General features: G+C 57.5%; 19 protein-coding genes and 4 tRNA genes. 13 read left to right on the forward strand and 10 right to left on the reverse strand.

From position 1 onward, the window contains the following. Positions 1 to 60 precede the first annotated feature (60 nt). The 3 genes from NQ018_RS07160 to NQ018_RS07170 are packed head-to-tail and all read left to right on the forward strand — an operon-like array spanning position 61 to position 1777. Positions 61 to 477, forward strand: coding sequence for a hypothetical protein (locus NQ018_RS07160; RefSeq protein ID WP_257059996.1), 417 nt, complete (start codon positions 61 to 63; stop codon positions 475 to 477). A 41-nt stretch (positions 478 to 518) separates the two neighbouring features. Beyond that, entirely contained in the window at positions 519 to 1352 is an 834-nt protein-coding gene (locus tag NQ018_RS07165; RefSeq protein WP_257059998.1) for a hypothetical protein, read from the forward strand. Positions 1353 to 1357: 5 nt separating this feature from the next. Then, complete coding sequence (locus NQ018_RS07170) at positions 1358 to 1777, forward strand: GtrA family protein (protein ID WP_373566914.1); 420 nt, start codon at positions 1358 to 1360, stop codon at positions 1775 to 1777. Between the two features lie 35 nt (positions 1778 to 1812). Here the strand turns inward: NQ018_RS07170 and glfT1 are convergent, their stop codons facing one another. From glfT1 to wzm, 3 genes are read right to left on the reverse strand one after another with little or no spacing between them, the layout of a single operon-like run. Next, positions 1813 to 2724, reverse strand: coding sequence for a galactofuranosyltransferase GlfT1 (gene glfT1 / locus NQ018_RS07175; RefSeq protein ID WP_257053336.1), 912 nt, complete (start codon positions 2722 to 2724; stop codon positions 1813 to 1815). 29 nt (positions 2725 to 2753) lie between these two features. Further along, on the reverse strand, positions 2754 to 3548 hold the full coding sequence (gene wzt, locus NQ018_RS07180; RefSeq protein WP_257038829.1) for a galactan export ABC transporter ATP-binding subunit Wzt/RfbE: 795 nt from the start codon (positions 3546 to 3548) through the stop codon (positions 2754 to 2756). A gap of 24 nt (positions 3549 to 3572) precedes the next feature. Next, positions 3573 to 4520 carry a galactan export ABC transporter permease subunit Wzm/RfbD gene (gene wzm / locus NQ018_RS07185; RefSeq protein ID WP_444861401.1) on the reverse strand — a complete coding sequence of 316 codons (948 nt, stop codon included), beginning with the start codon at positions 4518 to 4520 and terminating at the stop codon, positions 3573 to 3575. Positions 4521 to 4701: 181 nt separating this feature from the next. On the opposite strand from wzm, the gene NQ018_RS07190 reads away from it, so the two are divergent. Further along, a complete protein-coding gene (locus NQ018_RS07190) occupies positions 4702 to 5805 on the forward strand; it encodes an aminotransferase class V-fold PLP-dependent enzyme (RefSeq protein WP_257060004.1) in 1104 nt (367 codons plus the stop codon). On the opposite strand, the gene NQ018_RS07195 is transcribed toward NQ018_RS07190, so the two are convergent. Continuing rightward, positions 5802 to 6758, reverse strand: coding sequence for an NAD(P)H-quinone oxidoreductase (locus tag NQ018_RS07195; protein ID WP_257060007.1), 957 nt, complete (start codon positions 6756 to 6758; stop codon positions 5802 to 5804). The two genes, NQ018_RS07190 and NQ018_RS07195, sit on opposite strands and share 4 nt — an antisense overlap. Positions 6759 to 6867: 109 nt before the next feature. Here NQ018_RS07195 and NQ018_RS07200 point away from each other — a divergent pair. Next, positions 6868 to 6952, forward strand: a tRNA-Ser gene (locus tag NQ018_RS07200). Between the two features lie 129 nt (positions 6953 to 7081). Here the strand turns inward: NQ018_RS07200 and hisC are convergent. Next, positions 7082 to 8152, reverse strand: a complete 1071-nt coding sequence (hisC, locus tag NQ018_RS07205) for a histidinol-phosphate transaminase (RefSeq protein ID WP_257060010.1) — start codon at positions 8150 to 8152, stop codon at positions 7082 to 7084. 78 nt (positions 8153 to 8230) lie between these two features. Here hisC and NQ018_RS07210 point away from each other — a divergent pair. The 4 genes from NQ018_RS07210 to NQ018_RS07225 all read left to right on the forward strand — a co-directional run bounded on the left by NQ018_RS07210 (position 8231) and on the right by NQ018_RS07225 (position 11037). After that, positions 8231 to 8319, forward strand: a tRNA-Ser gene (locus NQ018_RS07210). Positions 8320 to 8364: 45 nt separating this feature from the next. Then, a tRNA-Arg gene (locus NQ018_RS07215) sits at positions 8365 to 8437 on the forward strand. Positions 8438 to 9259: 822 nt separating this feature from the next. Then, positions 9260 to 10834, forward strand: a complete 1575-nt coding sequence (locus NQ018_RS07220) for an SLC13 family permease (RefSeq protein WP_257060013.1) — start codon at positions 9260 to 9262, stop codon at positions 10832 to 10834. Positions 10835 to 10961: 127 nt separating this feature from the next. Then, a tRNA-Arg gene (locus NQ018_RS07225) sits at positions 10962 to 11037 on the forward strand. A gap of 375 nt (positions 11038 to 11412) precedes the next feature. Here the strand turns inward: NQ018_RS07225 and NQ018_RS07230 are convergent. From NQ018_RS07230 to NQ018_RS07250, 5 genes are all read right to left on the reverse strand, one after another. Next, the gene (locus tag NQ018_RS07230; protein ID WP_257060015.1) at positions 11413 to 12435 is read right to left on the reverse strand and encodes an XRE family transcriptional regulator; all 1023 of its coding nucleotides are present in this window, start codon (positions 12433 to 12435) and stop codon (positions 11413 to 11415) included. Next, entirely contained in the window at positions 12419 to 13027 is a 609-nt protein-coding gene (locus NQ018_RS07235) for a hypothetical protein (protein WP_257060017.1), read from the reverse strand. The genes NQ018_RS07230 and NQ018_RS07235 overlap by 17 nt, the downstream gene beginning before the upstream one ends. A gap of 495 nt (positions 13028 to 13522) precedes the next feature. Continuing rightward, positions 13523 to 14734, reverse strand: a complete 1212-nt coding sequence (locus NQ018_RS07240) for a tyrosine-type recombinase/integrase (RefSeq protein ID WP_257060020.1) — start codon at positions 14732 to 14734, stop codon at positions 13523 to 13525. A 207-nt stretch (positions 14735 to 14941) separates the two neighbouring features. After that, entirely contained in the window at positions 14942 to 15193 is a 252-nt protein-coding gene (locus NQ018_RS07245; protein WP_257060022.1) for a helix-turn-helix transcriptional regulator, read from the reverse strand. Between the two features lie 444 nt (positions 15194 to 15637). After that, positions 15638 to 16054, reverse strand: coding sequence for an ImmA/IrrE family metallo-endopeptidase (locus tag NQ018_RS07250; protein WP_257060026.1), 417 nt, complete (start codon positions 16052 to 16054; stop codon positions 15638 to 15640). A 404-nt stretch (positions 16055 to 16458) separates the two neighbouring features. On the opposite strand from NQ018_RS07250, the gene NQ018_RS07255 reads away from it, so the two are divergent. The 4 genes from NQ018_RS07255 to NQ018_RS07270 form a co-directional block, all read left to right on the forward strand. Then, on the forward strand, positions 16459 to 16788 hold the full coding sequence (locus NQ018_RS07255) for a hypothetical protein (protein ID WP_257060028.1): 330 nt from the start codon (positions 16459 to 16461) through the stop codon (positions 16786 to 16788). Next, positions 16785 to 17456 carry a VG15 protein gene (locus NQ018_RS07260; protein ID WP_257060031.1) on the forward strand — a complete coding sequence of 224 codons (672 nt, stop codon included), beginning with the start codon at positions 16785 to 16787 and terminating at the stop codon, positions 17454 to 17456. The genes NQ018_RS07255 and NQ018_RS07260 overlap by 4 nt, the downstream gene beginning before the upstream one ends. A 502-nt stretch (positions 17457 to 17958) precedes the next feature. Then, on the forward strand, positions 17959 to 18213 hold the full coding sequence (locus NQ018_RS07265) for a hypothetical protein (RefSeq protein ID WP_257060034.1): 255 nt from the start codon (positions 17959 to 17961) through the stop codon (positions 18211 to 18213). Between the two features lie 702 nt (positions 18214 to 18915). Further along, positions 18916 to 21592: Rib/alpha-like domain-containing protein (locus NQ018_RS07270; protein ID WP_257060039.1), on the forward strand; the 2677-nt coding region annotated here is incomplete at its 3' end.

Raw genomic sequence — 21592 nt, forward strand, 5'->3', positions numbered from 1 at the left:
AGCTCCAGCATGCAGCAGTACAGCCCCCATGCCCGCACACCTCCGCTACGCTTGGCAGGTATGAGCCAAGCAGACGTCTACCCAATCAATGACACCGAGGCCGGCCGCATCGCCCAAGCCGTCGCAGTTGGCGCCTACTATGCGCTGCCAGACTTCATCCCAAACCGTGCCCTCCGCGCGGCCGTGAACACAGCGATAATTGCGGGCGCTGCCGGCGTCGTCGCCTATGCAAACGCCCAAGATGACAACCCGGACAATGACCTGATCTCCGCCGAGCTCCGCCCCAATTTTGAGGGCAACGCGGCGCTGACCTGGGGTTTAATCGCTGGTGCAGTGGGGCTGACGGCGCTGGGATTGCGTATCGACGCCGCCGTCACACGCAAAGCCACCGCAGTCATGCGTAAGGCTGGCATCAAGCTGCCCAACACGCTACTGGGCATTGTTGCTGCGGGCGGTGTGTACGCGCTGTCCAAGTAGGGGCGCAACGTGGTGCGGGAGAAATGGCTACCCTTGAGGTTGTGCATTCTTTCGCAAGCGTGAGCCAACTGCGGCCAGCAAGGCACCAGTTGCCGGTCCGAGAGCAGCGAACCGCTCTGCTTCACGCGCACCTGCAGCAAACAGAGGTGGATCGCCTCATCGGGGTGGCGGACGGGCAAAGCCTCAGTGAGCTGGAGCATGTGCTGGAAACCTGCTTTGGGCTCCAAGGTGCGCACCCCACCACGTTTCTGCTGGGGGAGCAGCGGTTGCCCAAGGACGCCTGCGTGCACACGTTCCTGCACGGCGGGGATGAGGCCGTGGAGTTTCGCTGGGGGCTGTGGCGCATAGAGGTCAAGTGCGTGGAAACGTATCCACGCGACGCCGCCACTCCCGAGGCCGTGTGCATTGGTGGGGACGGCAACGGGCTGGATGGGTCAGCGTTTTCCACTGGGAAAATCAACGTAGCGCTTTCGGGGGCTGTGGTGGATCAGGTGCTCGCCGCCGTCCACCCCGAGGTGCGCGCGTTGGTGGAACGCACCGAAATGTGGGACTTCATTCCGCTGCTGCAAGCACTGGATTTGCAGCCGCTGGATGCTCATGAGGGGTTTGGGCTGCCGGTTGAGAAAGATCACACCGCGCGGCTTGCCTGGTGGGCGTTGCTCCTCGGGCTGGTGTGCATGAATGAGTTCAGTGAGCACGTTGCGGTGAGCACAATGGAGCAGGCCACGGGGCAAAAGGGTTGGACTTTTGCTGAGCTTTTGGCCGCTTGCCCGGAGTCAGTGGCGCATCTGGAGGAGCTTGGGGGAGTGGGGCAGCGGCTGCTTTCCCCTGTAGAGCGCATTGCGTTGTACCGCGATCTGCTCCGCGGCCAGTAGAGTACCTGGTTGTGGCGAGTAGTAGCGGAAAGAGCATAGGCACTCAGGGTGCCAAGTTTATTGTGTCCGGCGGCATCTCCGCGGTGGTGGACCTGGGTTTGACCTACCTCATGCAGGTGGTGTTCGGGTTCTCGGCGGCGGGTTCGCGTACAGTCGGCTTCATCTTTGGCACGCTCACTGCCTACCTCATCAACCGCAGGTGGACCTTCCAGGCTGAGCACTCCAACAAGCGCCTTCTTCAAGTGTCGGTGCTCTACAGCATCACCTACTTTGTGAACGTAGGTGGTTACAACCTGCTCTTTGACCTGTTCACTCACTACAACATGGTGCAACAAGCAGCCGTGGTGGTGGCGTTTGTGATCGCCCAGGGAACCGCCACCGTGATCAACTTCTTTGTGCAGCGGCTGTTCATCTTCCGCGGCTAAGCATTAAGGGCGAGAGGCTAGAAGCGCTAGGGGCGCTAGGGGCGCTCGAAGTGCTCCCGGCGGCCCATGCGGTGCAGCTTGAACCACTCGACGAAACCCTTCGGGTCGCGCTGCTGCACCAGGAAGAACCACCCAAAGCGGGCGTATTCCTGCGGTAGAAGGCGGCGCATGCCGGGCTGGTTCATGAGGTAGCCGCGGTTGCGATAGGTGAAAAAGCGCTTGGACTCGTTGTCCGGGTATTGGGTGTGCATCCGCCCGCCCAGGATTGGCTTGAATTCCTCGGAGCCGTCCGGGTGCAGGTAGGCAGCGGTGAGGCAGGTGCCAAACTTCAGCCCGGAGCGCACTAAGCGGCGGTGGTATTCCACCTCGTCGCCGCGGATAAACAAACGCAAGTCTGGCACACCAATGCGCTCAAGTGCGTGGGTGGAAAGCAGCGCGCCGTTGAAGAGGGAGGCGATGCCGGGGAGGAAATCGTCTTCAGGGGTTGCTTGCAGCTCAGAGCGCAGGCGGCGCCATTGGACTCCGCGGCGCAGGGGGAAGGCGAGGCGGTCGGGGTCTTCCAGGTTACAGACCACGGGGGATACCTCATCAAGTGCGTGCTTAGCGGCTGTGGCCTGCAACGTAGCAAGCACCTCCGGCCCTTCGGGGCGGCCGTCGTCGTCGGCACACCACACCGCATCCGCGCCGAGCGAGAGCGCCGTGAGAAAACCCAACGCAAAGCCCCCCGCGCCACCCAGGTTGTGCTTGGAGGGTAGGTACACGCCGCGCTCGCCGGCGATTTCTTTCACGACGTCACCAACTTGCTGCTCAGCGCCATTATCAACCACGATGATCCACTTCACGGGCGTGGTCTGTGTGGCCACCACCTCGAGTGAAGCGCGAAGCAGCTCCGCGCGTTTGTGGGTAACGATCACTGCGGCAACTTGATCCGTGGGGCGAAGACTCATGAGCAATATCCTAGCCGCCCGTATGGGTGCTACTGCTCGCCGGCCTCGATGCGTGCCATGAGGCGCCGGACGTGGTCGGCGGCACCCTTGCCCTCGTAGGCCTCCACGATGTCATCCACCGCTCCCGCCTGGCGGATGGTGCCATGGTCCACCCAGAGGGCGGAATCGCAAAGCTGGGCCAGAAAGTCATTGGAGTGGGAGGCAAACACCAGGATGCCGGAGCGTTGCACTAGCTCCTGCAGGCGTTTGCGGGCCTTCGCCATAAAGGCGGCATCCACAGCGCCGATGCCCTCATCCAACAGCAGAATTTCTGGCTCGATGGAAGTGACCACACCCAGGGCCAGGCGGATACGCATGCCGGTGGAGTAGGTGCGCAGCGGCATGGAGAGGTATTCCCCGAGCTCGGAAAACTCGGCGATCTCATCCATCTTCTGCTTCATCTGCTTGCGGGTCTGCCCAAGGAACAGGCCTCGAATGATGATGTTTTCATAGCCGGAAATCTCCGGGTCCATGCCCACGCCGAGGTCGAATACCGGGGCCACGCGCCCGCGGACGTGCGCGGAGCCTCTGGTGGGTTCGTAAATCCCAGAAAGCAATCGCAGCAGCGTGGACTTACCGGCGCCGTTGTGGCCTACTAGGCCTACGCGGTCACCTTCGCGCAGGTGGAGGTTGATGTCACGCAGCGCCTCCACCACCACGGTGTTATCTTTGTTGCGCCCAATCGCCCCGCCGGCAGCACCCAGGAAGGCCTTCTTCATGGAACGCGATTTGGCGTCAAAAATAGGGAAGTCCACGCAGGCGTTGTAAGTATCAATGGAAACCATGTTTTGCTCCTTTTAAACCTGCAGTTACACCCAGTAGCTCACGCGGAAGCGCCACTGACGCATGGCCAGCAACGCTAACAGGATGCCCACCACGGTGCAGGCAATCACTACCCACCAGTGGTACACCGGCAAGTCCACGCCGATCATCGGTGCGCGCACCACCTCCATGTAGTGGTACAGCGGGTTGAGTTGGGCCAGTTTGGCGCGCTCAGATACCGCTCCGCCCTGCTCGTAGAGCGTTTGGGTGGTCCACACAATTGGGGTGACGTAGAACAGCAACTGGGTGCCGGCCTCCAGGAGGGGGGCTACGTCGCGGTATCGGGTAGCCACGATGCCAAAGAACATGCTCACCCACACGCCGTTGATCACCAGCAGCGCCAACGCCGGGAACATCAGGAGCACGTCCCAGCCAAGCGGGCGGGGGAACACCAGCATCAGGATGGCCCAAATCACCATGTTGTGCAGCAAGAACAGTGCCTGCTTCCACACGAGGCGGTACACATGCACTGAAAGGGCGGAAGGGAGCTGTTTGATCAAACCCTCATTGGCAATGAACACCTCCGAGCCTTCCTTGATGCACCCGGAGATGAAGTTCCACATGATCAGGCCCACGGTGACGTGCGGCAGGAACTGCGCAACGGGGATCTTGAACAGCACGGAGTACAGCAAGCCCAGGGCCACAGCCATCACACCGGTAGCGATGGTGATCCAAAGAGGGCCAAGCACGGAGCGTCGGTAGCGCTGCTTGATGTCCTGCCAGCCCAGTTGCAGCCACAGTTCATGCTGGCCAAAGCCGCGCGCAAGGTCTGCCCACGCGGTGGCAAACGTCTTGGAACGAGAAGGCTCGGGATCGTGGAGGTCCACGGCGGTGATGCGGCTAACAGCAGCCGTCACTGCAGCACCATTGCTGGACTTCTCGGCACCGATGCCGCTGTGCTGGGTTGGTTCGCGTTGTTCTTGCACAACAGCCATTCTTGCACAGCGGGCATCCTCCCCGGCCGCACACCCCGGCCTGCTGTCCGCCCGTGCAGATCCAAATCGGAAAACCTGCCCCTTAGCTGGGCTGGTGCGGATTGCGGCACAGGCGGGCATACTGGGTTGGGTTCGGAAGGTATCCCCGCGCAATTTGTGCAGCAGGATGTGAATAGGAGTGGTGCAGTTGAGCCTTGACGTTGCGCGCATCCGCGGCCAATACACTTCCCTTGCAGGTCAGTGGACCTATCTCAATGCTCATGAGGTGCCGCAGATCCCGGAACCGGTTTCTTCCGCGGTGGCTCGGGCGTTTCGCGATCAAGCGGTGGCCCAGCCGCTGGAGCCGAACGTCGGTACGCATGCGCGCGGTGTGGACCCCGGCACTCTGTTCGCGCAGGAGCACCTGGCGGCGGCGCGTTTGGCTATCGCGGATCTTACTGGAACTACCGCCGATGCCGTGATGTTGGGGCCCAGCGAAGCGGAGTTGTTGGCGCAGCTACAGGTGGCAATGCGCCAGCAACTGCGCCGCGGTAATGCCGTCCTCGATGCCCCACGCAGCGCCAGCGGGGTGCTCGGGGCGGGGGAGTATGCCCAGCTTATCGACGCAGCCACCCGCCTCACGGTGGTTCCGGCTGCTGATGCGGAAACAGGCATCATTCATGAGGTGGCGAGCATCGCGGAAGCCACTCGGTCACGCTCCAGGGCGTGGGTGTTGGTGCAGGTCAGCGCAATGCTTGGGGTGCGCCCGGTAACGTTTGAGGCCTTGGGGGCGGACGTCGTGCTGCTCTCCGCCCGCGGCCTTGGTGGCGGCGAGCTTGCGGCGTTGGCTTTCCGTGACCGCGCCATGCTCACCCGCATCAACGCAGAGGCCTTTGGGCAGCAGGTTTCCCCAGCGCTTGCCGCTGGTGCGGCTGCGGCGGTGGATCACTTGGCTGGGCTCGCGGACAGCAGTGGCGCTGCTCGGGGCACCCGCCGGACTCGCATTTCCCAAAGCGTGGACGCGGCTGCCAGCTACCTCGGCGGCCTGAGCACCTACCTCATGGACACGCTGCGCCCCAAGGTGGAGTTCTTGGGGTTTGGTTCCGAGGCAGCCCGTGAAGCCGACCGCATCCCTGTAGTCAGCTTCCGCCTGCCCGGCGTCCCTGTGGAAACGGTCTACCAGCGCCTCGTTGGCCACGCCCTGCTGCCGGGCCGCAGCGCTGAGGGGATCACGGTAGGGCTTGGGGTCTACAACACGCCTTCCGACGTTGACCAGCTTGCCCGTGTTCTGGGCAGCCTAGCTTAGCCTGGGGCGACTTCAAGGACGAGCTTGCCGGTGACCTCACCGGCTTTCAGCGCCTGGTGAGCCTTGGCGGCCTCCGCGAGCGGGTAGGTTGCGTGGATTTGGTGCGTGATCGCCCCGGATTCCAGCAGTGGCCACACGTTTTCAATGGTGCTCTGCACAATCCGCGCCTTGTCTTCCTTGCTGCGGCTGCGCAGCGCGGTGGCAGAGATGGTGCCGCGCTTGGCCAGCAGCCGCCCAATGTTGAGTTCTCCCTTTACACCGCCTTGCATGCCGATGGTGACCTGGTGCCCGCCGTCGGCAAGCGCGTGCACGTTTTGGTCCAGGTACTTCGCACCCATGATGTCCAGGATGCGGTCGCAGCGATCCTTGAGGACCTCAGAAAAGTCCTGCTCGCGGTAGTTGATGAGGATGTCTGCACCCAACTGCGCGCAGCGATCCAGCTTCTCTTGGCTGCCCGCCGTCACCGCTACCGTGGCCCCGATGTGCTTGGCCAATTGGATGGCAAAAGTGCCGATCCCGCCGGCGCCACCATGAATAAGGAACGTGTGGCCTGGCTGGAGGCCGGTGAGCATCCCGATGTTGGACCACACCGTGGTGGCCACCTCCACCACGGCCGCAGCCTCAGAAAAGGAGTAACCCTCCGGGATTGGCATGAGCTGACCTGCGGGAACGGCCACGAACTCTGCGTAACCACCGCCGGCGAGTAGCGCCGCTACCCGGTCACCTTTTTGGAAATCCGTGGTGCCGGGATCTTCCACAACGCCGGCGCACTCCAGGCCCAAAATCTCTGACTCACCTGGTGGCGGCGGGTAATGCCCTGCGGCCTGCAGCAGATCGGCGCGGTTCACGCCGGCCGCGTGGACCCGAATCAGCGCCTCGCCCTCACGTAGCGTTGGGGTGGGCACCTCCTGTAGCTCAAGGTTTCCATCTTCAACAATCACAATTGCTTTCATACCCACCCACGTTAGAAGAAAACCCACCGCTTGGGGTACACTTTGAACGCTGCGGCCAAACGCCCGTGGTCTTTGGTTGGATCATGGCGCGGCGTGTGGTTGCTGACCTGGAGGTATGACAGAGCGGCCGAATGTACTGGTCTTGAAAACCAGCGTTGGGAAACCAACCCAGGGTTCAAATCCCTGTGCCTCCGCGGATTGAAAAATCCCTGTTCATCTGCGCAATGTTTGCGGTGGGCAGGGGTTTTTCGTGTTTTGGGGTCGGGGGCGGATTCTAGGGATGGTTCTAGGGGTGGTTCTTGGTTCCGCGTTCGCCCAACCGCTTATTGGCTAACCACCTTCTGCCACGCAGCGATGAGCCGATCCGATTCATCCGGCGTGGTCACGGTAATCCGCACACCCTCGGGGAATGCACGCACCAACACACCGTGCTCCGCCAATGCTTCAGCCAGGGCAAATGGGTCCACCGCCGCACCGCCAAGTAGCTCAGTGCCCGCCGGCACCCACACGAAGTTCGCCTGCGACTCACCTCCAGCGCTGGCAGCACCAAGCCCCAGTGCTGCCGCTACTCGAACGCGCTCCTGGGCTACTTCGTCCGTGCGTTCCATGAGGGCATCTGCCTGGGCAAGCGACGCCACCGCCGCCGCCTGCGCCACCGCATTAACACCAAAAGGCAACGCCACCTTGTTCAATGCGTCAATCACATCGGCTTGCCCAAAGGCGTAGCCCACACGCAGCCCGGCCAGCCCGTACGCCTTGGAGAACGTCCGCAGGCCCACCAGGTTGGGGTATCGGCTGATCAGCTCGGTGGCTAGCGGTGTGTCCTCAACGCGCACGTATTCGGTGTAGGCCTCATCGAGCGCCACCAGAACATTCGCCGGCACGCGCTCCATGAAGTCAAGAAACGCCTGCTCAGGGACTACCGTGCCCGTGGGATTGTTGGGGTTGCACATAAACACGAGGCGCGTGCGCTCGGTGATCGCATCGGCCATCGCATCAAGGTCATTGAAACCGTCCTCGGTGAGCGGCACAGGCCGCGGGGTAGCGCCCGTGACTTGCGTAAAAATCGGATAGGCCTCAAAGCTGCGCCATGGGAACACCACTTCATCACCAGGCCCCGCCGTGATCTGCACAAGCTGCTGACACAACGCCGAAGAGCCACACCCCACCGCCACCTGATCGACCCCTACCTGCAGGTGCTCCGCCAGGGCTTCACGCAGGTCAAGCGCCCCCATGTCCGGGTACCTATTCACTGCCGACGCCGCCAAGACCATAGCCTCCCGCACGCTCGGCAGCGGGGCATCTGTGACCTCGTTGGAGGAAAGCTTGAGGGCGTTGGGAAGGCGCTTGCCAGGGACATAGGACGGGATGGAGGCGAGATCTGCGCGGAACATGCAGCTCATCATAGCCGGTTTGGTGCTCCGCGCCGCGGTGGGTAGTATTGAGCGAGATCTTTTCTTCAAAGGATCGCTGGAGACGTGCCAGAGCGGCCGAATGGGGCTCCCTGCTAAGGAGTTGACTTGTTTACGCAGGTCCGGAGGTTCAAATCCTCTCGTCTCCGCTCCTCCCACTTGTTGGGAGCGTTTCACCGGGCCTGGTGGAACTTGCGCCCGTAGCTCAACGGATAGAGCATCTGACTACGGATCAGAAGGTTGGGGGTTCGAATCCCTCCGGGCGCACTCTTTACCTCGAGGTGCTGGGTTTTACTCGGCACCTCGAGATTTTTTGGCGCGATGGGGTGTTTGGTGTGTGGGGTGTTTGGGGTGTTTGGGGTGTTTGCGCGATGATTGCGTAGGTCGAAAGCACGCGTTAGTCGATAGCTTAAAGTCGATAGGACCCGATTTCCCCCGAAAATCGCCGTCCTATCGACCAACGCCACGGCCTATCGACTTTAAGCTATCTACCAACGCCAAAACAGCCCCTTCAATCCCCGCTTCTTCGGATTCCAGTAAGAGGCGTACGGCATCCACACGGGTGGCTGTGGTTCGTCGCCTCGTGTGGGCGGAAGCAAGTCGGGGAACTAGCCGCCCCTTCCGGGGCGCACCAATCAAAACTCCAATTTGAAGCGTATTTTGGCAATGGATTGAGCATCGGTTGCACACGAGGCAGGCCCCTGGAGCACGCAGCTTCCGCGAGGTGAGGTTATTGCGTACGGGGCCGCCGGGACGGGTTGCCGCGTTTTCGCGCCCCTATTCAACCCAATTTTTCATTGCATGACCCACCCCCTTGTAAGGGCAGCACATTTGCGTTAAACCCAAATGTCTATGGAAAATAAAGTGTGATGTGCTGCATGAATAAACTGAATACTTACACCCGTGAAGATTTGTTTTCAGTGATTCTGCAATCCGGGTGCGGCCCCAAATAGCCCATACCCAACCCCCAAACCCAAACCCCAAGCTCAAACCCAAACCCCCCACGCGGCAACACTCAGGCCCCACACATAACTCAAGCCCCCCCAAATACCCCACAATTTCAAAAACAACCCAAAAGGAGATCTCAAAATGAGTACCCCGATTACGCATGAGTCTTCTTCGCATGCTCTTGTTGAGGATGCGGAGGTCCGCGAGCGTTCGGAGTGGCGCCGCCAGCTTGGTGGTTTGTTGGTTGGTATTGCGCTTGCGGTGTTGATCTATGCGGTGTTCCCGGAATCTGCGGTGGATACGGTGGCCCAGGCTGATCCTGAGAATGGGGCTGACTACACGCATCAGGCATTGAGGATTACTGCTGCTATTGCGGTGTTGATGGGTGCGTGGTGGATGACGGAGGCTATCCCGCTGGCCGCTACTGCGCTTGTTCCTTTGGTGGCCTTCCCGTTGCTGCAGGTGGTGCCGTTTGGCACGATCTCCGCTCCGTATGCGTCTCCCACAATTTTCTTGTTTATGGGTGGGTTTATTTTGGCGTTGGGTATGCAGCGGTGGAATTTGCACCGTAGGCTCGCGCTTTCCGTGGTGCTGTTGGTGGGTACTAAGCCAAAGCAGTTGATTGCTGGGTTTATGTTGGCTACTGGCTTTCTTTCTATGTGGGTGTCTAATACGGCTACTGCTGTGGTGATGTTGCCGATTGGTGTTTCGGTGTTGCAGCTTACGGCGGAGACGGTTGGCGGTATGCGGAACCAGAAGCGTTTTGCTACGGGGTTGATGTTGGCTATTGCGTATGCGGCGTCTATTGGTTCTTTGGGCACGATTATTGGTACGCCTCCGAATGCGTTGTTGGTTGCCTATATGGCGGAGAACCATGGGGTGCAGATCGGTTTTGGGCAGTGGATGTTGGTTGGGGTGCCGCTGGCTGTTGTGTACATGGCTATTTCTTGGTTTGTGTTGATTACGGTGTTTAAGCCGGAGGTTGATGCTATTCCTGGTGGCCGTGAGTTGATTAAGGATGAGCTTGCCAAGATGGGTGGGATGAAGTTTGGTGAGGCTGCTACGGCGGTGGTGTTTGCGCTCACGGCGCTGAGTTGGGTATTTCTGCCTATCGTTCTTAAAGATTCCAATGTTGCTGTGGATGACGCTGCCATTGGTCTTGCCGCCTCTTTGTTGATGTTCATGATTCCTGCTGATCCTAAGACGGGCGTGCGCCTGATGGATTGGAAGACTGCTAATGAGCTGCCTTGGGATGTGCTGCTGCTGTTCGGCGGTGGACTTGCGCTTTCCAAGATGTTTTCGGACTCGGGTCTTTCCCTGTGGATTGGTGAGCTGGCTAAGGGCCTTGGCGTGCTGCCGTTGATCCTGTTGATCTTCGCGATTGCGGCGCTTGTTCTTGTTCTTACGGAGTTCACTTCCAACACTGCAACGGCTGCTACGTTCCTGCCGATCATGGCCGGTGTTGCCGTGGGTATTGGGTTGTCCGCGTCAGGTAACCAGAACATTCTTCTGCTCACCATCCCGGTGGCGCTTTCTGCAACGTGTGCGTTTATGCTGCCGGTGGCTACCCCGCCGAACGCTATCGCTTATGGTTCTGGCTATGTGAAGATTGGCGACATGATCAAGGGCGGCATCTGGCTCAATGTCATTGGCGTTGTGCTGGTTACTCTGGTGACTTATTTCCTTGCGGTGCCGGTGTTTGGTCTGATCGTGTAGCGCTCCGCTGCTTATCGACGCCCCCAAGGCCCCAGCCCCACCACACCCCTGGGGAGTGCCGGGAGCAGGCAATTTGGGGCTTTGCGGGCCGTTGAGGTAAAGTACATTCTCGTTGCAAAGCCAACATGCGCCCGTAGCTCAACGGATAGAGCATCTGACTACGGATCAGAAGGTTGGGGGTTCGAATCCCTCCGGGCGCACCAAACAAAACCCCAGCTAGAAAGCCATGAGTGGCGGACCGGCTGGGGATTTTTCGTGTTTGCCCTGTCGGAAAAGTAGACCCATGTTTGCCGAGGTGGCTCAAGGTGGGTATGAACGTGGAACGAACAAACTGCGAACGGATTGCGAACGAATTAAACCAGTGGAACGTAGAGGGAACGGATAAGGAACCATCAGATAGCCACACACGTATCCAGTCCAGCAGGCGACACCAGAATCTGGCCATAGAAGCACGAAACCCCGCGAGGCGGGGTTTCGGCAATGTGGAGTTGCGGACGCCCGCAATCTCTACATCCACAATGTCGCGCGGCTGTCTAGAGTCAACAGTCTGTGTCAATCTTGTTGATTCGGTGGTTTATCTAATGGCGGCCAAAATTGACTGAAATTATCGAGCCTTCTCCAGTTGAGCTTGATTCACTGTGGGGAGTGAAGGGGCTAAAGCTGGTTGAAATCTCCACCGGTATCTCCACGGGTTCTTCTGTTCGCCAGCCTCGGGAGCTTAGCTGGATGAACAGCGAGCGGTAACGTTTGGCAGATACGAGGCCGAGATTATGTGCGCGCATGATGAGTGCCGCTATTGATACGGCATACTGGGCCTTAATCCTCGCGTACCCTTCCAGAGTCAAGTACTCGCTGAACATCTCCCGGGCGTCTCTTTCCGGAACGAGAAACGCGCCAGCGAATAGATTTGCTTCTGATTCACGCACCTTTTCGATGCCAGGTCGGATAGACGTATGGAGGACTAGATGACCGAGCTCGTGGGCGCGGGTGAATCGGACGCGCCCACCGTCTTGTTTCTCGGTTGTGGCGATTAAACCGCGTCCTTCGGGCGTGAATGCTGGACTAGATGCTCCATCGATTCTGGAAATATCAACGAAATTATTGGTGATGGTGCAGACTCGGTGTCCTGCATTTTCGATGGCGTGAGTGACATTGAAGACGGGGCCGGAAGTTGGAATTCCTAATCGTTTTCTAGCTTCAATCGCCGCAGCTTCAATAATGGGTAGGGGAAGTGTAGTGGTTCGATCGTTTAGATCAGCATTGACCAGAGGAACGATAGACGTGTTCGAGGGTTCTGAAAGCAGTGCTCTCTCGGCTTCGTAGAAGGTTGAGGCAAATGCATCCTGCACTTTTGCCGGAACTTTGTATGTTCGGAAATTGAGGGCGCCAGATCCGTAATGAGAAGGGGAAGCTTCAAAGTAGGAGGTAGGAACCTTGAACGCAAAGACAGCCTTTTGGATGAGGTCGTTGTTCTCCTTGCGCCCGTTCTCCACCTCTGAGAGCGACGGTTGGGTGCATCCGAGGTGTTGAGCGAATTCCTTTTGGGTCATGCCCATGGAATGACGCAAGTCTTTCAATCGCTGGCTATGAAAAATCCTCATCGTTCTCGTCTTCTAACTCATAGTTGTAGATCGCATTGGGGTCAAAAGAGGTCTTAGGGATCATCTCAGATCGTCCCGGGGAGAGTTGAATTAACAGATCAGCTTCTCCCTTACGAATGTTTCCCTCACATGATTGCCTGATGGCCAAGAGATTGAAATTGTAGGAATCGACCGAACTGGGTTTTTCCCAACTGATGATTGCCAGACCGGGCGATTGCATCTCCAACTCATATAGAGCTCGCTGTTGCTGGATCACGGGGTCTTGATCAAGTCCGGGAATAGGGCTTTCAGCCAAAGTTAGCTGCTTGATTTTGGCCAGCCTGATTTCAAGACCCGTGCCCTCCTCGCGGAGGCAAACGGCTTGATTTAATTTGTGAGCACCCTCGTCCAAGATGAATCCTTCAACGGGATTATCGTGCAGATAGTCGTAGGCGCCACTGCGAACGATATGAGACAGCAATGACTTCTTGTTTGTCCGAAACGCTCCCAAGTTTGACTTCCGCGCGTTCTTTATTCCCTGCGTGAGAGCGAACTGGACCGGCTCGGCAAGTCGGTTCATCGTCTCGTGGAACTGTTCTGGTGAATGGCGCATAACGCAAGCTCCAATCTTTCAAAGTGTTAGAAAATATCGCTATTTCCGATAATATAACACACAATGAAACATGCAAGATCGGCAGCTTAACCGATCGCCTTAAACCGCGCCCGCCGACTTTCCGCCTCCGATACCCCCGTGCTCGAGCCTCCACCGCTAAGCGCTCGCGTTCCTTCGCGATGAGTGCGTCCATCTCGTCGGGCAAACTATCCAAGCCTTCTTCCCAGAGGTGGCCGTACACATAGAGCGTTGTGGTCGCGGAGGAGTGTCCGAGCATCAGCTGCGCGGTCTTCAAAGAGCAAAAGCACCAACCCCCGGAGCAAAGAAATTCTCGGCCTAAAGCCTTACTCCCATTCGGGAACCCAGCTTTATCCTTCTCGGGTTGGTGCCTCTGCCCAACACGATAACGTCTGAGACGTCAAAAAACTACTAGAAACAGTCAACAATTATTGGAACCGCAGGATAATGCGGCTTTTGCTCGGGCGGTAGTAGAAATCACCTCACCAACCTCAAGTGCCGAACCCCCGCCTCCGCTTCCGGCCGAGCGCGCCGGGCTTGTTCTGTAGCCACGCGCTCGCGCTCCCTTTCGAGGTGCTGTTCGATGGCCTCGGCGGCCTGGTCGAGGCCGTGGTCCCAGAGGTGCCCGTAGTACTTGAGAGTGGTCGCCGCGGAGGCGTGCCCGCACATGCGCATGACTACGTACACGTCTGCCCCACCGGCGATGGCCATCGACACCGCGGTGTGTCGAAGCTCGTGTGTCTTGAGGGTGCTGTCGATTCTCGTGACCACGAGGAGGTTTCCCCAGACGACTCTCCACCGGGCGGTGGTCCACACATGGCCGTATTCGTCGGGCAGGAGCCAAGCGTCGGGGTCTTTGCCGACGGTGGCCTCCTCGAGGAGGATCGTCATGAGTTGGGAGATAGGTACTTCGCGGTGGTGACGGCTTTTTGTCTCATCGGGGCGGCCGAGGTCGTCGACGTCGCGGCGAATCATGAGCCGTTTCCTGACTGGATCGAGGTCGCGGACTTTGAGGCCTTTCGCTTCTCCGATGCGCAGCCCTGTGCGTAGTAGTACCTCGAGCATGAGCTTCGCTTGTGGGTGCGGCGCAGCGTTGAGGAGCGCGTCGACCTCTTCGATGGTGAGGTAGCGTCGCTCAGCGGGCTTTTGCCGGGGCGGGGCTGCGGTGAGCGGGTTTCGGGGGATAACTTTGAGCGTGACTGCGAGATCGAGCATGGAGTGGAGCACAAGGGCTACCTTGCGACGTTGCGAAGAACCTAGAGGTCTGCCCGCCTGCTTGCCTTTGGTGTTCTTGAGGGAGGCGAGCCATGCGACGACTTGGTATTCCGGGATCTCGGCTACGCGGCGCCGGCCCCATTGGGGCTTGATGTGGACGTTCCATTGGGAGAGATAGGCTTTGCGGGTTTTCTCGGCAATGTCTGCTTTGGAGTCGTACCACGGGTCCCAGAGGTCGGCGAGGGTGACGTCCTCCTTGCTCTTGGAGATGAGGACGCCTGCGTCTTTGTCGATGCGCACGCGTGCTTCGAAGAGTTCGGCTTGCTCCTTAGTGTCGAAGCTTTTAGCGGTGCGTTTGCCCTCGAGGTCGGTGTAGGGGACTTGCCATCTGGAGCCAATGCCCCATCTTTTAGTGCGGATGCGTTTTCCCGGTTGTTGGGGATCGGCCTTGTACCAGAGATCGCGGACGGTCATTGGTAGACTTCTTCCTTGTCAGGGCGCAGCCGCCATGAGGTTTTTGGCTGCACCTGTCGTAGGTCCCTTCCTCTCGCCGGTCGGCAAACTAGTCGAGAGGAAGGGCTTTTGCGTTTTTGCGTGGTGTTGCTTGTAGTGGTGTGACGGTTGCTAGATCATTTAGCGGTGAGGTGGGGAGGCCTAATTTGGCAGAGTGGCCTTAGCCGTTCATTGAATGACCTGCTTTCGTGTGGCAGGGTTGTTGCGCACAGGGCTGCCGGGACGGGTGGCGTTCCATTCTTTGACTTCGAGGGCATCCCAAAGCGGCATCCGTGGTCCGAAATCGGCCACGGCCTTTGGGGCACGTCCGTCTGCTACGTAGGTGCGCCAGGTGCTGTTTCCAATTCCGCAGTGGCGGGCGCAGTCTTCAACTCGCCATAGTGTGCGGCCAGTGTCGCTGTCTGTGATGATGGGGTTCATTGCGCGCCTTTGCGGAGTTCGGTGCGGATATTCAAGGCTGCCAGTACCGCCGTAGCTGCGGTGAGGGGCCAAAGCGCTGGATTCATTTTGGTGCAGGCAGCGGATAGTATCACCGCTGCGACTGAGCCAAGCATTCTGGTGTTCATAAGATTCTCTCTATCTGTTAGTGTGGGGGGTAACCCCCGGGTTCAGGATGGTTTTGGCTTCCTGAACCCGGGTGTTACTTTTTGCGGTGCTTTCCCTTGGAACTCGGGTAGTCCTTGTGGTACTTGATGAGTTCCAGGATGAAACTGCAAGTGCTGATAATCAACGTTGCAATTTCCATCGCATCACCTCCACTGTGTAGTTGTTTATTCCTTGTGGAACACTACCCATTATAGGCGATAGCGCCCTATGTTTCAGGTGGGGAAACGATGAAAATTCAAGAATTATTGAGCGGCATTTTTATCCTGTTTCGCGCCACTTGTAGGTGTGAGGAATGCGCCCAGCTCGGTACATCTGCATCCAAACCTCGAGCAGTGTCGGTGTGACGCCAAGCTCGGCGGCGATCGCAGATGGTGCACCGTCGCATTCTCGGCCGGCATCTTCGACAAGATTGGCCGAAAGAAGGGCACGTGCGGCCCACTCGTCGGCTTCGCGTTCTGCACGTGGGGAAGAGCAGGTATGCCCATGGTGGAAATGGCCCAGTTCGTGGGCGATTGCGCATCTGCGCGTGACGGGGTCAAGGCCCCATCGCACCACGATTGAGCGTGTCTCATCGTGATAGCACGCATTCAGATCTGGCCGAAGGTCTGGCCGTTCGATCAGTGAAATGCTCATCTCTTCGAGCTTCTGCTCCAGAAGTCTTTCAACCGCAGACATTACAGCCCCCTAGCTAAAGCTCTCTTCAATCGGATCAGTCCGCTTTTGCGCAGCGACCTTCTCCTCACCCGAATTAATCTTCGCCACCAACTCGTCCTCCGATAACTCCCGCGTCTGCACCTCCGCACGCTTCGCGCCGCGCCGGCCGTTGATGCGCTAGCCCGTGAAGTCAAAGATAACGAAACGGTAAAACCTAGCACGGATCTAGAACAAATCACTGATCGGTGGGGTGACGGATCTAGATCTCTCGGGTCGGGTAGGGACGGGCCGGGCAGGGTAGGGCCGATAATCGAGTCGCGCCAGCGCCGAAGGTGCGGCAAGCAAGGCAGGAGTAGGAGAAATTGACGGGTTTAGATGATTGGGCTCGTGAGCAACTTGCGCGTGGATTGGTAAAGCTAGAGACGATGGAGCCTTTGCTCAATGAACTGATTTATGCTCCTCGTGTGGCTGTCGGTGTGGAAGGCGGCAATGCGGTCAGACGTGTGGGCTCAAAGCCTCCAACCTCAATTGCAATGCTTGATCTCAAATTCAGTGTGGAGCAACTGCTGGATTGGTGGATCTATCGACTGAAAGTATACGAACCAAGGCGTTGCCGCCGTGGCGTTGTTGGTACATCAATTGCCGAGCGCGCAGCTGGACTGGCGGCTCTCGTGGCGCAAACACAATCGCAGGAGATTCCAGAGCAGGCTCGTGAGGCATCGAAAGAGAACCGACCTGTAGGAGGAGTGGAGTGAGTGAACACCGAGATGTGTACGCTGGCACTCTCGACGGTCTAAGACTACTTGCTCAGCGTGACTTGTTGGCGTGGTGGAAACAGGCCGAGGGCCTTGGGTTCATTTCCCAGAAGGAGCTGTTGGTTGAGCCGTTCGCGGCGATTGTGAGAACCTACGGCGAGCAGGACGCGTATGCTGCAGCTGACTACTTGTTTCTGGAGCGTTCGCTTGACGATTCGTTGCGTGAGCTTGAGTACCCAGAAGTCGCTGAACCAGTCGCGTTTGAACAGGCTCGAGGATCGTTCGTCTCGGCAATGTGGGTCGATGATGTCGAAGACGCATCTGCGAGGGCGTTGGCGCTGCGAAAGCTCCAGGGGATTGCGAATCGGCTCGTCGCCGAGCCCGCCCGGAAGACTGTTGGGTTGGCGACGCTGAAAGCAGGGACTCGTTATGCGCGTGTGCCTGAGCCGGGGGCATGTTCGTTTTGCTTGATGCTGGGCTCTCGTGGGGCGGTGTATTCGAGCAAGACGGCATTGGGCACGATGGGCCGCTACCACGACAACTGCCGCTGCCTCGCCATCGAGGTGAAAACAGATGCCGACCTACTGCGTATCAACCGGGATCTGATGAAGCTCTCCGAGACCTTCAATCGCGAGTTCGGTGGCGCTGCTGACGTCGAGGACTGGTGACAGTATTTCAGCGCGCGCCGCCAGCAGGCTGGACAAAACAATGAGTGGACACGCCTTTCGTACTGTCGCATCCCCCGCTACGAGGGGAACGGCATCTCGACAGTGTTCCCGGGGGAGAAACTCCCGCCGCTTAGCAAGATGCCGGGGCATGTGCTGCATGGGTGGCGCGACTTGAGCGAAGGTGACCGTAAGCGGTTGTCCGATGGAGTAAGCGTCCAAGGGTGGCCGCATGACGAGAGTCTGGCGGACGGACATCGGTGGGACTCCAAACGCGAGGGTGCATCCAAGTTTCCGAAGGACTGGACAGACCAGAAGATTGTCGACACTGTCAGGGACGCAATCGAAGAACCGACGCATTTCAGAGCCACCATGGTTCGAAGAACAGTCTGGCGAGAGACTGATGACTTGATCGTCAAGGTGGAGTATAACGTGCTGCCTGACGGTAGAATCTCATTTAGAACGTCATATCCAGTCGAAAACATAGCGAAGGAGGCGATCGAAGTTGCCAGATAACGAAGAGAACTACCGGCAGCTCGATAAGCTGATTTCGCCTTCGGTGAGCAGAGTTTTCGCGGAGGAAGATCTTCAGGCTGGTGAGACAGAAGAAGCGATTGCGACGTTGCTTGACGAAGCTTTTACCGCGGGTCGCCTAACAGACAAAGCTATTGAGCTTGCCGAATCAAGATATGACGGCGGGCCCGTAGACGAGATGCTCGAGGCCATCAAAACAATTCGAGCGAAAAACAGCGCCGCCTAGTCGGTAGGTTCGCGCCGGGTTCGAGTCCCGGTCGGCGCACGGCAGAACCCCAGCTCAAAGTACGTTCGAGCTGGGGATTTCCTTTACCTTGGGTCCAGGGCAAGGGCTTTTGGGAAACCAGGTCTGGCATTGGGATTCATTCACTAATTTTAGTTGGCACGTGCTGCTCCACTCAGGATTCGAGGCAGTCCCTGTGAGGCATCGACTTCTTTAGATCGTTGTCCGCGGCTTCCACTAATGAATATGCAGGTTGCGATACTGATAAACGGCAAAGAGTATGAAGTTCAAGAGGTGCGAGTCCTTAGATGGTGACCTGCGAGGTCAGAAGGATTTTCTCGGTGCGCCCACCACTAAGAAGTGGGCTGCAAATCTGTGAAGATTTGTAATCTTTCCGTTACCGCTAGAAAACATTCTTATTCAAGTGTAAGGTTTCATTCGTCATGTAGCTTCGTACTAGGTGCCGGCAACTACACGATGGATGCCAACCCAGCGGCTCACATGGAAAAATTTCATCCCGTTCCTTACATGAAAGGATGTTCATGCAAGAAAACAGCATGATCACGCCCCCCCCCCCCTGTCTCTGAGAAGAAAGTAACTTCCAAGGCAGTACGCCGCCGGGGGATCACCATTGCGGCCGCAGCCCTCACCGTGGCTCTCGTAGCGCCGGCAGTTGCGCCGGTTCAGGCTCCATTCAGTGCAGCGGTGGCGCAGGCACAGGCTGCTCAACCCTCTTCTAATGTGCTGACGGTCAATAAAGACGGGGCCTTGGTTGACGGAATTGCTTCGGGTGTAATTCAGGATGGCACTTCGCTTACCAGTGGCGATGCTGCAGCGAGGACCCTCTGGGGCCGCGCACTGATGGGTGATTCAGGCAATATGGGTACCCTCAACAATGACTCCACCGCAGTGCCGGAGGGTACCAAGGTTTACATGCAGTGGATCGATGGTGACGGTGCGGTTTCACCAATTTTCCAGGTTGAAACGCATAATACTGTGACGTCTCAATACGGTGCAGGGTATGGGCTGTATGTATTCAAAGATCCGTCATGGACAGATGTTAATGGCAAAGATCACGTCTGGGATGCTGGTTACAATGAAGGCCGCGCTCAGCAGTGGCGAATTTGGTCTGAACCATTCGTTGATCCCCAAACTGGGAACAACGTTGTCATGCTGCGCCAAGCGGATGGGCATGGTACTCAGTTCACCTCGATCATTGGTAGTTTCTCTAACGGTTCGTTCAACGTAGCTGGATCCCAGCAACAACTCACCGCAGTTCAAATGCAGCAGCTGCATTCCGGCTATATGAAGGCGCCAATTGTTGAGCAGCAGACTAATCCACCGGTTGGTTTTGCGGCATATGGTGGAAATACCATCAGCGGCTACGTGTGGTTGGAAAACCACGTGGATGAAGCCGCGAATACTGAATTTGGCGCTGGGTATGGAAATACTGACAATTACGTTGGTGAAGGGTATAAGGTTTACGCAACAGTTCTCACCACTGAAGGTAAAGCCGCTGCGGAACAAATTAAGTCTCTTCCTCTGGAACAAAGGGCACTGGCAACCAAGCAGATGCTCGAAAACAATCCTCAGTTCCTCAAGAAAACGTATGAGACTGCCACCAACGCTGATGGTCGGTACACCATTACACTCGAAGACTGGGCAGACCGGGAAAACATGTTCATGTGGGTGGAAGACCCAGCCGGTCAGATTCTGTCAACCTACAGCGGCTGGAACACTCCGGTATTCGATAACGTAGACGTCAGTAATGGGCGTTTTGCGGCTACAGCAAAAAGGAGCGGCGCTGCACACTACACCGCATTGATTAGAGCGGTTGAAAATGTGAATTTTGCGATCGTCAACAACGCGATTCCAAACCTGGATATCACAAACTTTGATACCACAGACAACCCAGGTCAACCTGGACAGACTGCGCTGTTGGATGTCACTGGAAACTTGGGGAATTTGCCCGCACAAATCGTGTGGGTAAAGAATAATGCGAATCCGTCGGACCAGGCTTCGCGGGTGAAGGTGTGCGATGTAGCGACGCTCGCTGAAGCAAACGCTTGTACGTTTGATATTCCGGCAGATGCTCAAGACGGAGACGTCTACACTGCATTCTTGATGTCTGGTACGATGCCGGTGGCTGCCGATTCTTTCGTGGTGAAGAAAACTCAAACTGCGACGAATGATCCGGTCTACGAGGATGGTTCTTTCACTGAGGGTACTGGTGGTACGGTTCCTGTTCCTACCTTTGATGACCCGACCACTGCTGAGGTAGAGAAGAACCCAGCCCCTGCTGGTACCACGTTTGCACCGAACACTGGGGTTACTTTGCCTCCAGGCGTGACGGTGAATCCTGATGGTTCCATTACGGTTGGTACGGGTACACCTGCTGGTGATTACACTGTTCCTGTGTTGGTGACCTACCCAGATGGTTCTACCGATGTGGTGGAGGTCAAGATCACTGTGACTGAACCGACCACTCCGGTTGATACCGATGGTGATGGTATCCCTGATGTGACGGACACCGATGATGATAATGATGGTGTTTCCGATGCTGATGAGGAGGCCAACGGCACGGATCCGAAGAACTCGGATTCTGATGGTGACGGCACGCCTGATGGTGAGGAAGACACTGATGGTGATGGGTACACCGATGGTGAGGAGTCTGATGAGACTTCTTCTGAGATCACCGATACTGATGGTGACGGTACCCCTGATCTGCAGGATAAGGATTCCGATGACGATGGTGTAAGCGATGCTGACGAGAAGGCAGCTGATCTTGATCCTCGTAATCCTGACACTGATGGTGATGGCACCAATGATGGTGATGAGGATACCGATGGTGATGGCATCAAGAATCGTGATGAGTCCACCACTCCTGATGAGGATCCTGACCATGAGGGCATCACCGATGAAGATGGTAATGGCACCGCGGATCTGATTGAAGGGCCAGACGGTCCGGTTGATACCGATGGTGATGGTATCCCTGATGTGACGGACACCGATGATGATAATGATGGTGTTTCCGATGCTGATGAGGAGGCCAACGGTACTGATCCGAAGAACTCGGATTCTGATGGTGACGGCACGCCTGATGGTGAGGAAGACACTGATGGTGATGGGTACACCGATGGTGAGGAGTCTGATGAGACTTCTTCTGAGATCACCGATACTGATGGTGACGGTACCCCTGATCTGCAGGATAAGGATTCCGATAACGATGGTGTAAGCGATGCTGACGAGAAGGCAGCTGATCTTGATCCTCGTAATCCTGACACTGATGGTGATGGCACCAATGATGGTGATGAGGATACCGATGGTGATGGCATCAAGAATCGTGATGAGTCCACCACTCCTGATGAGGATCCTGACCATG

Origin of the sequence: Corynebacterium kozikiae (assembly GCF_024580965.1) — a bacterium.
GTDB classification, from domain to species: Bacteria; Actinomycetota; Actinomycetes; order Mycobacteriales; family Mycobacteriaceae; genus Corynebacterium; species Corynebacterium kozikiae.

Bases quoted from the DNA above. Each gene is read 5' to 3' on its own strand.
- NQ018_RS07160 (WP_257059996.1), top strand. From the start codon at position 61: ATGAGCCAAGCAGACGTCTACCCAATCAATGACACCGAGGCCGGCCGC.
- glfT1 (WP_257053336.1), bottom strand. From the start codon at position 2,724: ATGAGTCTTCGCCCCACGGATCAAGTTGCCGCAGTGATCGTTACCCAC.
- wzt (WP_257038829.1), bottom strand. From the start codon at position 3,548: ATGGTTTCCATTGATACTTACAACGCCTGCGTGGACTTCCCTATTTTT.
- wzm (WP_444861401.1), bottom strand. From the start codon at position 4,520: ATGGCTGTTGTGCAAGAACAACGCGAACCAACCCAGCACAGCGGCATC.
- NQ018_RS07195 (WP_257060007.1), bottom strand. From the start codon at position 6,758: ATGAAAGCAATTGTGATTGTTGAAGATGGAAACCTTGAGCTACAGGAG.
- hisC (WP_257060010.1), bottom strand. From the start codon at position 8,152: ATGTTCCGCGCAGATCTCGCCTCCATCCCGTCCTATGTCCCTGGCAAG.
- NQ018_RS07220 (WP_257060013.1), top strand. From the start codon at position 9,260: ATGAGTACCCCGATTACGCATGAGTCTTCTTCGCATGCTCTTGTTGAG.
- NQ018_RS07230 (WP_257060015.1), bottom strand. From the start codon at position 12,435: ATGAGGATTTTTCATAGCCAGCGATTGAAAGACTTGCGTCATTCCATG.
- NQ018_RS07235 (WP_257060017.1), bottom strand. From the start codon at position 13,027: ATGCGCCATTCACCAGAACAGTTCCACGAGACGATGAACCGACTTGCC.
- NQ018_RS07240 (WP_257060020.1), bottom strand. From the start codon at position 14,734: ATGACCGTCCGCGATCTCTGGTACAAGGCCGATCCCCAACAACCGGGA.
- NQ018_RS07245 (WP_257060022.1), bottom strand. From the start codon at position 15,193: ATGAACCCCATCATCACAGACAGCGACACTGGCCGCACACTATGGCGA.
- NQ018_RS07250 (WP_257060026.1), bottom strand. From the start codon at position 16,054: ATGTCTGCGGTTGAAAGACTTCTGGAGCAGAAGCTCGAAGAGATGAGC.
- NQ018_RS07255 (WP_257060028.1), top strand. From the start codon at position 16,459: ATGGAGCCTTTGCTCAATGAACTGATTTATGCTCCTCGTGTGGCTGTC.